Consider the following 14607-nt stretch of genomic DNA (forward strand, 5'->3'; position numbering starts at 1 on the left):
AACCCGGTCCTCCGCGCCCGCTCTGCGCGTTCACCCACGTCACCCCCAGTCCACTGTAGAGTGAAAGTGGACACCCGGATCCGCGTCCGCAGCGCCGCCGCGAGCGATCCCCGATCAACGCTTGCGCCGCTGCGGAGATCTGCATCACACTCCTGTGAGCTTCGTCCATTCGATGAAGCGCTCCACCGGTCGACCGGCCCACGCGTCTGCGAGCACACAACCCGCATGCCACGGACACAAGGGAGCCACGATGGGGCGCGCAGAGTCCTTGCACGGCACGAACCTGCCGCGGGTCGGCGACTTCAACCGCGCGGTGGTTCTCGACGCCATCCGCCGCAACGGCGAGGTCAGCCGCGTCGAACTCGCCCGAGCCACCCAGCTCACCCCGCAGACCATGTCGAACATCGTCCGCGAACTCATCGACGACGGCCTCGTCCGCGAAACCGGCAACGGTCCCTCGACCGGGGGAAAGCGCCGCGTGCTGCTGAGCATCGTGCCCGAGGCCTCCTACGCGGTCGGGCTGCACGTCGAAGGCGACCGGGTGCACGGCGCGCTCGTCGACCTCACCGGCACCGTGCGCGCGCGCAGCCACCGCCGCACGTCCCCGCACGCGCGGCCCAGCACCGTGGTCACCGCGCTCGAGCACACCTACCGCTACCTCACCGACGGCGCCGAACGCGTGCTCGGACTCGGCCTGGCCGTGCCCGGCCCGCTCGACCCCGGCCAGCGGCACGTGCTGTCCCCGCCCGGACTCGACGGGTGGGACGAAGTCGCCCTGGCCGACACGGTGCAGGAGCGCGCCGCCGTGCCGGTGGTGATGGACAACGACGCCACCGCCGCCGCGACCGGGGAGCGCTGGTCCGGCAACGGCGTGCGCAGCGGCTCGTTCGTCTACGCCTACCTCGGCGGCAACGTCGGCGTCGGCATCGTGCTCGACGACCAGGTGCACCGCGGCGCCAGCAGCAACGCCGGCGAGATCGGGCACGTGCCGCACGGCGGGCGGCGCCGGTGCCGCTGCGGCAAGCGCGGCTGCCTCGACGCCTACTGCTCCATGCCCGCGATCCTCGCCGACTGGCGCGCCGCGGGCGGCAATCCGAAGAGCAGCAGCGTCAGCACCGGCTACGCGCAGCTGTGCCGCACTGCCGCCGCGGGCGACAGCACCGCGGTCCGCGTGCTGCGCCGCGCGTCCAACCGGCTCGGCCGCACGCTCGCCTCCGTGGTCAGCGTCCTCGACGTGGACCGGGTGGTGCTCGGGGGGCCGGGGGTCTGCCAGGTCGAGGGCCTCGTCCGCGACGAGGTCTCGGAGGCGATCGCCGAGGTGGCCTGGGCAGCCGACATCCGCCCGGTCACCGTCGAGACAGCCGCCACCGGTTCCGACGCGGGCACGATCGGCGCGGCCGCCCTCGTGCTCGACCACGCCTACTCCCCGCAGGTCGCCGCGCTGCTCGGGACCTCGGCGGACCGGCACCGCGAGGAGTGACCCCCGCACCGGCACGCTGCCTCCCACCGCCCGTCCCCACCCGCGGGGCGTGCATTTCTCGGAAACGCACGCCCCGCGGCACCGCGCGGCAGGCGAGACCCGCGCGCCGCGCCCGGGTTCGGCCTGGCCGGCGCCGCCCGGTGCCGGTACGTCCCGGTGCCGAGGTTTCCCGGTCACCGGTCGGCCCGTTCCGGGGCCGGCGCGGTCCGGTGCCGCGCGAGCGGGTCCCGCTACGGTCGCGAGCGGGTGTCACCGCCGTCGGTGCGCCGGAGGGTGCGGGTGATGCCGGTCGCGGCGGTGGTGGCCAGCAGCCAGCCGGTGGCGACGAGCGCCACCGTGATCCACTGCGAGGCCCCGGTCGCGCGCCAGACGGTCTCGTGCCCCAGGTTCACCACCGGGATCATGTGGTCGAGCGTGTACAGGAACGGGTTCCACACGAGCCGCTCGCGCGGGTTGGCCGGCTGCAGCGGGTGCTCGGCGAACCAGGCCGTGCCCAGCGCGACGAGCACCAGGATCCACAGCACCGCGCGTGAAGGCCGGTAGCCGTAGCTGACGGTGGCCCGCTGCAGGAAGCTCCACAGCCGCACCGTCCACCGCAGCGGTGCCGGCGCGGAGGCCGCGATCGCCTGGTAGCGCCGCCGCTGCTTCTCGATGAGCACCACCGAGGCGTGCTGCTCGGTGCCGTTCTGCCGGAACACCTGGGCGAGCTGGTCGTACGGCTCGGGCGCGTACCTGCGGCGGCTGGTGCGCAGCCAGCGCAGCCGCTCCACCACCCGCGCCCGGTCGGTGGGCTCGATCGGCGTGCTGAACGTGTCGAAGCGGAAGTCCTCGGCACGCACCCCGCCCGAAGCGGACCACAGCTCCGCGTTGTCGGACAGCAGCTCGCACTGCGCCTGGCGCAGCACGACCCGTCCGACCGGGGCTCCCGCCGGCAGCAGCGTCAGCTCCTGGGCCAGCAGGCCGAACGCGTTGAGCGCCGTGGCCGTGCCGACCTCGCCCAGCTCGCACCCCCAGAAATTGGCCTGCCGCCCGATCTCCGCGCGGCGCAGCTGCACCTCGCCCTCGGCGCTGAACGGGCGGTCGCCCGCGGCGCAGACGAGGTCCCGCTCGACGCGGGCGGTGCGCAGGTCGATCGAGGGCTTGTAGCTCAACCGGTGCGGATGCCAGGCGGGTTTGCCGAGCCGCGCCCCGCGCATGTCGACGCTCGCCCCGATCCGCGCGCCCTGCAGGTGCAGGGTTCCGGTGACCTCCGCGGAGCGGCCGTCGAGATCGCCCCCGAGCTGCAGGCGACCGGCGCGGATCACGTCCGTGCGCGGGGCGTGCACCCGCGCACCGGTGAGCAGGAAGCTCCCGTGCACGTGCAGATCGCTGAGCCGGAGCTGGCCGCGCAGTTCCGCCCGCTCGGCCTCCACGTTGCCGCGGATGACCGTGCCGTCCCAGTGCAGCGCGCGCAGCGGGTCGACGGCGAACTCGCTCGGCGAGCGCGACCAGGTCAGGTCCACCCGGGCACCGCCCATGCGCACGTCGCCGCCGATGGAGGCGCTGACGGCGCGCAACGTGCCCTTGCTGCGGAACCCGTCGCGCATCAGCACGCCGCCCCGGACGTCGGCCCGGTCCGCGACGAGCGTGCTCGACGGGTCGTCGTAGCGCGATTCGTCGCGGGACGACGGGCGCACCCCGGGGTCGAGCACCGCCCCGGCCATCCGGATGTCGCCGGCGATGTGCGCGCTCGGCAGGTACAGCAGCCCGATGGCGCGCGCGGGTTCGGCGCTGCGCGGGTCCCGGTCGAGCCGCAGGCTGCCGCCGATGTGCGCACCGTTGGCGTTGAGCACGAGCCCGCCGGGACGGTGCAGGCGACCGCCCGAGAAGTTCAGGTTGCCGCCGATCTTCGCGCCGGGCATGCGCAGCTCCCCGGTGGCGCTGAGGCGCTGGCCCAGCAGCGCGCCCGCCACCGACAGCCGGTCGCCGTACAGGGCGCGCCGCCCGGGCCGGTGCAGTTCCGAGTCGTCCAGCAGCAGCGAACCCCCGCACTCGGCGTCGGCGAGGTTGAGCACGCCGTCGCACAGCGAGCTCCGCAGCACCGTGTCGTGCGCGGTGCGCAGGTTCCTGGCCTCCAGCCCCGGCAGCCGGCACTCGCCGAACATCACCCCGGGCAGCGTGGCCTGCCGCAGGTCCGGCGGGTTGTCGAAGCGGCAGCGGACGAACTGCAGCAGGTGCGGCAGCTCCATCGCCCGCAGGTCGAGGCAGCCGGTGATGACCGCGTCCTCCACCACGGCCACCGGTCTGCGCCCGGAGCGCCGCGAGAACGGCCACCACCCGCCGTCATCGGTGGACTCGACGAGCCGGCGGGCGAGGTACTCGCCGCGCACGGTGCACTGGCCGTCGAACTCGGCCGCGTGCACGTCCAACCTGGGGTGGTGCGACTCCGCTCCGCTGCGGTCGCGCAACGCCTCGTCGACGCGCCGCTCCGCCTCGGTCAGCGCGCCGTGGTGGTCTCTGCTCCTGCCCTGCACAGCTCCCCCGTTCGCAGGTGCACCGGCGAGTTCCTCCGCGAACTCGTGTTCATGGTGACGTCCGCGGCGGGGCTGCGGTTGCGCAGGAGACCGGTGTGATCCGCTTGCGCGCCGGAAATTCCTCCGAAAACAGCAGCGGGGCGGGCCTGGCGGCCCGCCCCGCTGCGGCCGTGCTCCGGCCGGCGCCTCAGCGGCCCGGCGGGGGTGGCGGCGGCGCGCCGCAGTGGATGATCGGCTGCGGCTCGTACACCGTCTTCTCCCGCTCCTTGCTGGTCCCGCCGTCCTTGAGGTCCTTGATCGTCCGGGTGTTCACCACGGTGAAGCCGGGCGTGCCGGAGCTCTGGCTGCACGGCTCGCCGGGCGGGATCACCTGCTCGTGCGGCGGGGTGATGTTCCGCTTGTCGCTGGTCTGCGACTGCACCTCGAACTGCTTGGTGCCCCACAGCTTCACGTTGATCGACTGCGGCGTCCACTCGGTGGTGATCATGATGCCGCTGTCGGAGACGTTCTTGAACTTGACGTCGATGATGCTCGTGCCGTCCTCGCCCTGGAACACGGTGGCTTCCCGCCCGGCCGGGTACCGGCTGATGTAGTAGCTGTGCTCCTTGTGCTCGACGTCCTGCATCCCGGCGAAGTACGAGGCGTTGAACAGCGTCGTGGCGAACTGGGAGATGCCGCCGCCGACGGCCTTCTGCGGCCGGCCGTCCTCGATCACGCCGGACTCGACGTAGCCCTGCGCCTTGCCGCGGCGGCCGGTGTGGCCGTTGAGGCTGAACGTCTCGCCCGGTTTGATGATCGCGCCGTTGACCTGCTCGGCCACGCGCCTGATGTTGACGCCGGAGGCCTTCTCGAACCCGCCGGTCTGGAACTCCCCGACCACTTCGCGGATCCCCAGGTCGCGGGCCTGCTTGGTGGTGAACTCCGGCGGGACCTCCTCGTACACCGCCTGCACCGAGCGGTCCTGGTCGCGGGAGAACACCTCGGAGATGTTCGCGAAGCTCTTCTCCCAGTCGACGCCGCGCCCGGCCTTCGACGGGCGGACGGTGGGCTTGCCGCCCTCGAGGACGACCTCGGCGTTCTTCGGCGGTCGCAGCGTCCCGGCCAGCTGCGGTTCGAGCGCCTCCGCCGCGGCGGGGACGTCCAGGTGCCAGTCGAGGCTGCCGTTGGCGCCGGGTTCGAACCGCAGCGCCGCGGCGATCGCCCCCCGGTCGAGGGAGGCCTGCGCACCCTCGCCGGTGACCTGCACCGGACCGGCCAGCGGCCCCTGCTTGATCTCCCGGACCGTCCGCTGCACGCCTTCGGCGGTGGTGCGCACCGGGTTCTCGTCGAACGGCACGTCCACCGGCCCGGACTTCGCCCAGTCCGACATGACCGCGTCGGTGGCCTGCTCCACGTCCACGTGGCGCCCGCTCACCGGCAGCACGGGCACCGGTTCGGCGCCCTCGAAGCGGACCGTGCCCTCCCGGGCCTCGCGGTCCAACTGCGGTTTGATGCGCTGCAGCGCAGCCGCCACCTGCTGGCGGTCGCCGGTGCTGACCGGGGCGACTTCGCGGTCGCTGAAGAACGAGGTCACCCGGGTGAAGGGGTTGAGCGGCTGGTCACCGGCCTTGGACACGGTCGACTGCCAGTCCATCCGCAGCCCCGAGGAGTCCGGGTCGAGCGTGGTGACGTTGTCGCCCGCGCGGACCTCGACCGGCCCGTGCAGCTCCGGGCCGAGCTGCTCGCGCAGCTTCTTCTCGGCCGCGGCGGGCTGCATCCCGCCGATGTCCACGTCGGCGACGACGGTGCCGCGCGGCACGGTGCCGCTGCTGAACACGACGTCCCCGATGTAGAGCAGCCCCAGCACGAGCACCACGGCACCGGCGATGATCCCGCCGCGCAGGAGGCCGCGGCGGCGCTCGCCGTCCGCACCGCCCGCCGGACCGGTTTCCGCGGCCGGCTGCGGTTCGTGCACCGCCGTGCCCGCCGGAACGGCCGGGATGCTCTGCGTCGTCTCGGAGAGGTTGGGGAAGTCGGAGGGCAGCGCCGCGATCTGCGCGGTCCGTTCGGCGTCGGACTCGGCGGGTTCCGCGCTCGGCGCGGCCTCCTGCTCACCGGGCCAGGAGAACGCCTCCACCGGGCTGTTCCGCTCGGTGCTCTCCTCGCCGACGTCCCCGCCGCTCGTGGCGGTGCCGTCGGCAGCGCTCGCACCGCTCGCGGCCTCGTCGCCACCGGCCGCGTCCTGGCCGGAAGCGTCCTCGCCACCGGCGGAGCGGCCGCTCGCGCTCGTGCGCGCGGTGCTGTCGCCGGCACCCTGCTCGGCCTCGCCCGCCCCGGCGTCGAGCGCCCCGGACAGGCGCACGGTGTCCGAGCCGTGCTCGGAGGCCGGCGCCTCCGCGGCGGTCTCGGAGGCCGGCGTGCCCGCACCGCCCTGAGCACCCGCGGTCTCGCCCGACTCGGGTGACACCCGGTCGGTGTACTGCTCGTCACCGCGTCGTTCGTCGTGGTTGTCCGGCACCGCTTCCCCTTCATCCGCTGGCCCCGCGGTGCGAATGCACCGCGTTCCAGGATGCCGTGCGCACTCACTTCCCCCGGCCAGGGGGCACATTACTCCAAAGAAGCCGCGTGACCTGCATAAACAGCGCTCCGTTCGAGCGCCGAAATGGACAACACCGGTGTTCTCCACCAAGGTTCGCGCCGCCGCGCAAACGGCGAAAACCGGGGAACGACCGAGCGGCCCCGCGAAAGCGCGCGCTGTGCGCACGTTTCCGCACGCCGCCGCACACGTTCACCCGCTCGTGGCTAGTCCGGGGATCAGAGGTACAGGCCGGTGCCCTGCTCGGTCTGCTCGGTGGCCACCGCGTGCAGGTCCCGCTCCCGCATCACCAGGTACTCCTGGCCCTGGACCTCGACCTCGTACTGCTCCTCGGGGTTGAACAGCACCTGGTCGCCGACTTGGACGTTGCGCACGTGGCTACCGACCCCGTACACCTCGCCCCAGATGAGCCGCTTGGCCATCTGGGCGGTGGCCGGGATCACGATGCCACCGCTGCTGCGGCGTTCCCCGGATTCCTGCGACACGAGCACCATGACCCGGTCGTGCAGCATCTGGATCTCAAGCTTGGCATCGGTCACCCGAAAAGTTTACTCGCCGTGGCCAGCGGCGCGCGGTCCCGGCCCGCCCGACGCGCCGGGACCGGGCGCGCGAGCACCCGGGCGGGCGCCGGCACCGCACGGCACCGGCGCCGCTGCCCGGGATCACCGGCCGGTGTCGAGACCGCCCATCACCAGCGGCAACCGGCGCGGCCCGTCAGCGGTCACGCGCACCGGCACACCCCAGTCCTGCCTGCTCAGCTGGCACGTGGGGTGCTCCACCTCCGGGTCGTCGGTGCAGCTGGCCGCCTGCGCCACCACGTGCAGCACGCCCTCGCCGACAGCACCGTCGATCACCAGCCGCCGCGCCAGCTCGGTGCCCGCGCCCGCGCCCTCGACGAGCAGGTGCTCCGGACTCGCGCTGACCTCGACGCGGGTGGAGGGCCCGTAGCGCTCGTCCAGCTTCGTGCCCGGCGGCGGGGTGAAGACCACGGCCAGCTCCACCTCACCCGGGGCGATGTCGCTGGACGGGCGCGCCACCTGCTGGTTCGCGCCCCGCACGATCTCGGCCGACGTCCCCGGCGGCACCGGGCGTTCCAGGCGGTGCGCGGCGGAGGCGACCACGACGAGCTCCCCGTCGAGCACCGCCCCGCCGGACGGTTCGGCCAGGTCCGCGGCCAGCGTGGACACCTCGCGCGCGGCCGGGTCGAACCGCCGCACCGCCCCGTTGTAGGTGTCGCTGATCGCCACCGACCCGTCCGGCAGCACCGCAACGCCCAGCGGGTGTTGCAGCAGGGCGGTTTCGGCGGGTCCGTCGGCGTGGCCGAAGTCGAACAGGCCCGTGCCGATCTCGGTGCGCACGGTGCAACCGTCCGCCCCGTGCTCGAGCCGCCGCAGCGCCGAGGTCTCCGCATCGGCCAGCCACAGCTGCTCGCCGTGCGCGGCGAGACCGGACGGCTGCGCGAAGAACGCCTCCTCCGCAGCACCGTCGCGCAGGCCTTCCACGGTGGTGCCGGCGAGCCGGCGGATCGTCCCGCGCTGCGGGTCGAACAGGCTCAGCGTGTGGTTGCCCGCCATGGCGACCGCGACACCACCGGCGGGTTCCCACCAGGCCACGTCCCACGGACTGGTCAGGGCGACCTCGGTGGCGGCGCCGGCGTCGGGTTCGTCGCGCCACTGGCGGCCGGTGCCGGCCACGGTGGTCACCTGACCGTCCGCCAGGCGCACGCCGCGCAGCAGGTGGTTGACCGTGTCGGCCACGACCACGTCGTAGCCGACGCGCGCGGCGACCTCCGCGGGCAGCGCGGTCAGACCGGCGGGTTCGGAGAAGCTCGCCTCCTCGCCGGCACCGTCCGCCGCGCCGCGCTCACCGGTGCCGATGCGGCGCAGCGGCGTCTCCGCGTCGGCGTCGAACTCGACCAGCGAGTGGTGCGCGGCGTCGGCGACGAGCAGGTGCCCGCTGTCCAGGGCGATGGCCTCGCTGGGGAAGCGCAGCGCGGTCCCGGCCGGCTCCGGCGGCACGTACGGGCCGTCACCGCGGTGCAGCGTGCCCTTGGCGTCGTGCTCGGCGACGAGATCGGCGATGACGCTGCGCAACGTCTCCACGTGGCCCTCGCCGGCGGCGACGTGCACCACGTAGCCCTCCGGGTCGACGACGACCAGCGTGGGCCAGGCCTTGACGGCGTAGGCCTGCCAGGTCTCGAGGTTCGGGTCGTCGAGCACCGGGTGGTGCACGCCGTAGCGCTCGGTGGCGGCGGCGACGGCCTGCTCGCGCCGCTCGTGCTCGAACTTGGGCGAGTGCACGCCGACCGTGACGAGCTCCGCGGCGAACTCCTCCTCCAGCGGGCGCAGCTCGTCGAGGACGTGCAGGCAGTTGATGCAGCAGAACGTCCAGAAGTCCAGCAGCACGACCTTGCCGCGGAAGTCCTTGATCGAGTAGTCCGCGCCCTCGGTGTTCAACCACCGTCGGCCGACGAGCTCGGGGGCTCGGACGCGGGACCGGGATTGCTGCTCCTGCTGCGCGGTGCTCATGTCCGCAGTCAACAACACCGGCGGCACGCGTGTTCCGCGGGGCGGGCCGGCTCACGCGAGCAGAGGACGGCGCGCGGAGGGGACGGGGATGTAGAACGATTCGTTCTGCAGCGGTCGCATGGACGTGATCTCGACGCGATCCACCTCGCGACCGCGCAGCTGCTCGACGGCGCGGACGAGGAGATCACGTTCGTGACGTACGACCGCCGATTGCTGGGTTCCGCAGCTCAACGTTTTCCCGCTGCGAGTCCCGGGCAGGACGGGTGAGGCCGCATCCGGCATTCGAGAGCCGGGTGCTCGCGCGCCGAAAGCCGAGTGCCGCGCCAGCGGTGCGGCTGCTCGTCCCGCTCCGCACGGGCCGCATCGAGGATCTCGCTGCGCACCTGCAACCTGGCTGCCAACCCGTGCGGCGGCGTGCGACCATCGCGCAGTGCCAGCAGCCATGACAGCCGACCAGCTCGCGGCTCGCACATCACGCGCTTTCGACGCGGCCGTCGCCGCGGGTCGGGATCTCGGCCTCGCGGCCTCCGACGCGGGAGTGCTCCACGACATGTTTTCCGTCGTGGTGCATCTCGCCCCGTCACCGGTGGTGGTCCGGGTGCCCACCGTCCTGCCCTCGTACACCGACCTCGAATCCCAGGCGGCGCGGCAGCAGGCGGAGCTCGACGTGGTGGCACGGCTCGCCGAGCGGGGCCAGCCGGTGATCCCGCCGAGTCCGCTCGTGCCGCGGGAACCCGTGCAGCGCAACGGTTTCTCGATGACGTGCTGGCAGTTCGTCGAACAGGACGACGGCGTCGAGCTCGACCTCGTGCGCAACGCCCGCCTGACCGCCGATCTGCACGCCGTGCTGCGCGACTACCCGGGCGAGCTGTCGTTCCTGTCATCGGCCGAACCGAGGATGGTTTCGGAAGGTCTTGCCGCCCTCGAAGAGCTCCCCGGCCTCATCGACCCGGATGACCTCGACCGCGCACGGCGAGAGTGGGAGGTCCTGGAACCGATCGTGCGCTCGCGCGCGGAATTCGAGGCGGCGTTCCCGGCAATCGACTTGCAGCCGATCCACGGCGACGCCCCTGCGGCCAACATCGTCACCACTCCGGGCGGCGCGTTGTACTCCGACTTCGAGCTCGCCACCCTCGGACCGGTCGAATGGGACTTGGCGTTGCTCGGTCCCGATTGCGCGGCCGCCTACAACTCCGCCGCACAGCGCCGGGGTCTGCGTCAGCTGGACGAGAGCGCGCTGCGCGTTGCCAACGCCGTGGGCATGTCCCGGACAGTGGCGTGCCTGGCGCTGGTGCCACAGCTGCCCGTGCTCGCGGAAGCGCTGAAACCCGCCATCGAGCAGTGGCGCACGATGCCGTTCGCCGGCGGTCTGACCGACCCGACGACCTGACCGGCCCGGTGGTTCGATCGGCCCGACGACCTGCAGGGTCCGGCGTTCTGCAGGGCTCAGCGCCGAGGCTGCTCGCGAAGCACGGAAAGAGCCGGCACGCTGCAGGTTTTCGGCCTCGATTCACACGAGCGGCGCTCGCCGGCAGCTTCCCGCAAGGCTGCCGAACCGCCGACGAGTCCGCAGCGACACCACCGTCCGTCCCGCCGGCTCCGTCAGCCCCGCGGCGCCAGGAACGCCGCCACCTCCGGCAGCCGCCCCGGGTCGACGGTGTGCCCGCCGCCGTGGTCGAACCGGGCCACCTCGGCGCCGCTCTCGGAGAACCACGCGGTGAGCGCGGCCGTGTGCTCCGGGGTGGCCATCGGGTCGGCCGCGCCGTTGACCACGGCGACGCGCTTGCCCGCCAGCTCGACCGCGGGCCGCTCGGAGAACGGCACCATGCCGGCCAGCAGCACCGCCGCGGACAGCGCGGCGGGCCGCAGCAGCATCAGCGCCGCGGCGATGTTCGCGCCGTTCGAGAACCCGACGGCGCGCCACGTGCCGGGACCGACGCCGTACTCGCGCTCGGCCTCCGCGAGGAACGCGGCGAGCTCGTCGACGCGGGAGCGCAGGTCGTCCTGGTCGAAGACGCCTTCGCGCAGCCGCCGGAAGAACCGGGGCATCCCGTTCTCCAGCACGCTGCCGCGCACGGACAGCACCGGTGCGGCGGGGGCGAGGTGCTCGCGCAGCGGCAGGAGGTCGTTCTCGTCCCCGCCGGTGCCGTGCAGCAGCAACAGCGGCGCCTCGGCCGTGCCCGCGGCACCGGGCAGCCAGACGTGCGGGCGGTCGAGCGCAGCCGTCATGCCGACCTCCTCCCGGCCAGTTCCGGGTTGTTCTCCTGCGGCAGCGACAGCGCCGGCAGCGCCGCGGCGATCTGCTCGCGGTCGGGCTCCATCCACGGCGGCAGCTTCAGCGCGCGGCCGAGCTCCAGCAGCGGTTCGTCCACGTTGAACCCGGGCTCGTCGGTGGCGATCTCGAGCAGCGTGCCGCCGGGTTCGCGGAAGTAGATCGACCGGAAGTACTGCCGGTCCAGGATCGCGGTCACCTCGGCCCCGCGCTCGACGAGCTCGGCGCGCCACTCCTCCTGGGTGGCCTCGTCCGGCACGCGCCAGGCGACGTGGTGCACCGTGCCGCCGGCGACGAGCCCGCGCTCGGCACCGGGGGTGACCAGCACGTCCACCAGGGATCCCGGACCGCCCTCACCTGCGGCGTAGCGCAGGCGGTCGCCCTCGCGCCCGGCGCTGCGCAGCCCGAGCTCCTCCAGCATCGCTGCGGTGCCGTCCTCGTCGGCGGTGGACAGGGTGACCGAGTGCAGACCGCGGATGCCGTGCTCGGGCGGGATGACGCCGTTGTCCCACGGGGCGCGCGGGTCCGGTTGCGGGTGCGCGACGAGCGAGATCTCCAGCCCGTCCGGGTCGTGGAAGGTCAGCGCGGCTTCGCCGGCGCGTTCGGCGACCTCGCCGACCTCGACGCCGAGGCCCTGCAGGTGCTGCCGCCACCACCCGATCGAGGCGGCGGGCACGGAGAAGGACGTCGTGGTGGCCTGCCCGGTTCCGCGCCGCCCGGCCGGCGCCCCGTCGAACGGGAAGAACGTCAGCAGCGTGCCCGGCCGTCCGGCCTCGTCGCCGTAGTAGAGGTGGTAGGTGTCCGGGGCGTCGAAGTTCACCGTGGTCTTGACCAGGCGAAGCCCCAGCGCGCGGAGGTAGAACTCCGCGTTGCGCTGCGGATTCCCGGCGATCGCCGTCACGTGGTGCAGTCCGCTGGTCGCCAGCGCCATCGCCAGCCTCCTTCGGGTCCGGGGACGTGTGCGCCGGGTGCGCCCACCGCCCCCCGTGGTGGGCGAGCTCCCGGCGTTCCCGTCGCGGTGCGGACCGGGGCCGTTGCGCGCGGTCCGCCACGAGCATCTCGTTGATGCGTCACATACATGTTGCACGGTAGTTGGTGATGCGTCAACTAACTCGATAGGATGGACGCGTGACGGAGACCCGCTGGCTCGACCCGCGCGAGCAACACGCCTGGCGCCGCTACCTCGACATGAACGCCCGCCTCACCGCACGCCTGCACCGCCAGCTGCAGGCCGACGCCGGACTCTCGCTGAGCGACTTCGACGTGCTGGTCCAGCTCACCGATCAGAACGACCCGCGCATGCGCATCGGCGAACTCGCCGAAGTCCTGCAGTGGGAGAAGAGCCGGCTGTCGCACCACCTGGCCCGCATGCAGCGGCGCGGCCTGGTCGTCCGCGAGGAGTGCGCCGACGACGCCCGCGGCGCCTACATCGCGCTCACCGACGCGGGGCGCGCGGCGATCGAGCAGGCCGCCCCGGCCCACGTGGAAACCGTGCGGAGCCTCGTGTTCGACCACCTCACGGCCGAGGAGGTCGATACCCTCGGAACCATCGCCGACCGCGTCCTCGAGCGGTTGGACCCCGCCCCGGAGGAGGGCCGTTGAGCAACCTGGAGACCGCACCGTCCGAGGTGACCTGCACCACCGAGCGGGAGGGCACCCACCCCCGCGCCCAGCTCATCGAGCCCCGCGACGTCCCCCTCGGCGGCCCCCGCGCCATGCGCGTGCGGCGCACGCTGCCGCAGCGGGCGCGCTCGCTCACCGGCGCCTGGTGCTTCGTCGATCACTACGGCCCCGACGACGTCTCCACCAGCGGCGGCATGCGCGTGCCCGGCCACCCGCACGTGGGACTGCAGACCGTGTCCTGGCTGTTCAGCGGCGCCATCGAGCACCGCGACACCACCGGCGCCCACGCCCGGGTCCTCCCCGGCGAGCTCAACCTCATGACCGCGGGCCGGGGCATCGCGCACTCCGAGCACTCCACCGCGGACACGAGCACGCTGCACGGCGTCCAGCTGTGGGTCGCCCTGCCCGAGCAGCACCGGCACACCGCACCCGCCTTCGAGCACCACGCGCCGCCGCTGCTCGAGCGCGACGGCGCCCGCGCGCGCGTCTTCCTCGGCTCGCTGCTCGGGCACACCTCGCCGGTGGCCACCTGGACCCCGCTGCTCGGCGCGGAGCTCACCCTGCGTCCCGGCCAGCGGCTCGACCTCGACGTCGACCCGGGGTTCGAGCACGGCGTGCTCGTCGACACCGGCGACGTCACCGCAGCCGGCGTGGACGCCACCGCAGGTGAGCTCGTCCACCAGTCCGCCGGCGCGCGCGTGCTGCCGGTGCGCGCGGGGGCCGCGGGCGAAGCGCGGGTGCTGCTGCTCGGCGGTGCACCGCTCGACGAGCGGATCGTCATGTGGTGGAACTTCGTCGGGCGCAGCCACGACGACATCGCCGCCTACCGCGAGCAGTGGCAGACCGAGCGCGCCGCGCCGAGCGCCGGCGGCCGCTTCGGCGCGTTCCCCGCGGCCTGGGAGAGCACGCTGCCCGCCCCGGAGCTGCCCACCGCGCGGCTCAAGCCCCGCGGTTCGGAGCGCTGAACCGGGTCAGCCCCGCCGAGCGCGGACGCACCCGGCAGCTCCGCCGCCGGCACGGCGCCCAGCACAACACCCGATCGTGCCCCCGCCGACACGCCGGAACCCTGGGGACAACCCGCACCCCTGTGGACAACATGTGCTCCACCCGTGTGGGGACGGCTTCCAATTTTCATGAAAATTGCGCTCTCTGGAATGAGTCCAGAGTGGGGGAACACGCACCGCCCCCGCGCACCGCGGGACACCCCGGCCACCCGCGAGATCCTGCGCCGGGCCCGGGTGGAAGGGGCCCTGGGAGGAGGCTGGATCTGGGCGCGTGCCGGCGGCACGCCCGCCGCGGGCGCCACCGCGTGCAGTCGGATGACGAATGCGCTACGACCCCCAAGCCGCGCGGACACCCGCCTCCGACCACCCGTCGGCCGCGCTGCCGCGACGGACGACACCGCGCGGATGTCCACTCGAACGCCGGACAGGTCCCCGAACCGCCCGGCGAGCCTTCACGCAACCACCAAGCCGCGCAGCGGCATCACCGGAACGGGTTCGCGATCTGCGACGTCTTCGGGACATCCCTCGCCGCCCTGCGCGAGATCACCCGACTCTCGAGCGATAGCGCGCGATCGAGCGAGCACGCCGATCGGATCGGCGCTGCTACCCCGC

The 14607-nt window shown here is 73.4% G+C and carries 10 protein-coding genes; 4 read left to right on the forward strand and 6 right to left on the reverse strand.

Translation table 11 applies throughout. The features are described 5' to 3' along the window. The first annotated feature begins 250 nt into the window (after positions 1-250). The gene (locus tag ACYVJE_RS05260) at positions 251-1480 is read left to right on the forward strand and encodes an ROK family transcriptional regulator (protein WP_459157707.1); all 1230 of its coding nucleotides are present in this window, start codon (positions 251-253) and stop codon (positions 1478-1480) included. A 230-nt stretch (positions 1481-1710) separates the two neighbouring features. Here the strand turns inward: ACYVJE_RS05260 and ACYVJE_RS05265 are convergent, their stop codons facing one another. From ACYVJE_RS05265 to ACYVJE_RS05280, 4 genes are all read right to left on the reverse strand, one after another. Continuing rightward, positions 1711-3993: an AsmA family protein gene (locus tag ACYVJE_RS05265; RefSeq protein WP_461143555.1), complete on the reverse strand. Its 2283-nt coding sequence runs from the start codon at positions 3991-3993 to the stop codon at positions 1711-1713. 187 nt (positions 3994-4180) lie between these two features. Further along, complete coding sequence (locus tag ACYVJE_RS05270; protein WP_461143556.1) at positions 4181-6490, reverse strand: VanW family protein; 2310 nt, start codon at positions 6488-6490, stop codon at positions 4181-4183. 296 nt (positions 6491-6786) lie between these two features. Next, positions 6787-7107, reverse strand: a complete 321-nt coding sequence (locus tag ACYVJE_RS05275; protein WP_459157710.1) for a GroES family chaperonin — start codon at positions 7105-7107, stop codon at positions 6787-6789. A 123-nt stretch (positions 7108-7230) separates the two neighbouring features. Continuing rightward, positions 7231-9096, reverse strand: a complete 1866-nt coding sequence (locus ACYVJE_RS05280; protein WP_461143557.1) for an NHL domain-containing thioredoxin family protein — start codon at positions 9094-9096, stop codon at positions 7231-7233. Between the two features lie 442 nt (positions 9097-9538). Between ACYVJE_RS05280 and ACYVJE_RS05285 the strand changes: the two genes are divergently transcribed. Continuing rightward, a complete protein-coding gene (locus ACYVJE_RS05285; RefSeq protein WP_461143558.1) occupies positions 9539-10486 on the forward strand; it encodes a phosphotransferase in 948 nt (315 codons plus the stop codon). 212 nt (positions 10487-10698) lie between these two features. Here ACYVJE_RS05285 and ACYVJE_RS05290 read toward each other — a convergent pair whose 3' ends face one another. Next, on the reverse strand, positions 10699-11325 hold the full coding sequence (locus tag ACYVJE_RS05290; RefSeq protein WP_461143559.1) for an alpha/beta hydrolase: 627 nt from the start codon (positions 11323-11325) through the stop codon (positions 10699-10701). After that, on the reverse strand, positions 11322-12299 hold the full coding sequence (locus ACYVJE_RS05295) for a ring-cleaving dioxygenase (RefSeq protein WP_461143560.1): 978 nt from the start codon (positions 12297-12299) through the stop codon (positions 11322-11324). The genes ACYVJE_RS05290 and ACYVJE_RS05295 overlap by 4 nt, the downstream gene beginning before the upstream one ends. 257 nt (positions 12300-12556) lie before the next feature. Here ACYVJE_RS05295 and ACYVJE_RS05300 point away from each other — a divergent pair, with 257 nt between their 5' ends. Next, the gene (locus ACYVJE_RS05300) at positions 12557-12970 is read left to right on the forward strand and encodes a MarR family winged helix-turn-helix transcriptional regulator (protein ID WP_461143781.1); all 414 of its coding nucleotides are present in this window, start codon (positions 12557-12559) and stop codon (positions 12968-12970) included. Then, the gene (locus ACYVJE_RS05305) at positions 12967-13956 is read left to right on the forward strand and encodes a pirin family protein (RefSeq protein WP_461143561.1); all 990 of its coding nucleotides are present in this window, start codon (positions 12967-12969) and stop codon (positions 13954-13956) included. The genes ACYVJE_RS05300 and ACYVJE_RS05305 overlap by 4 nt, the downstream gene beginning before the upstream one ends. Positions 13957-14607: the final 651 nt, after the last annotated feature.

The organism is Salinifilum aidingensis, from assembly GCF_054782015.1.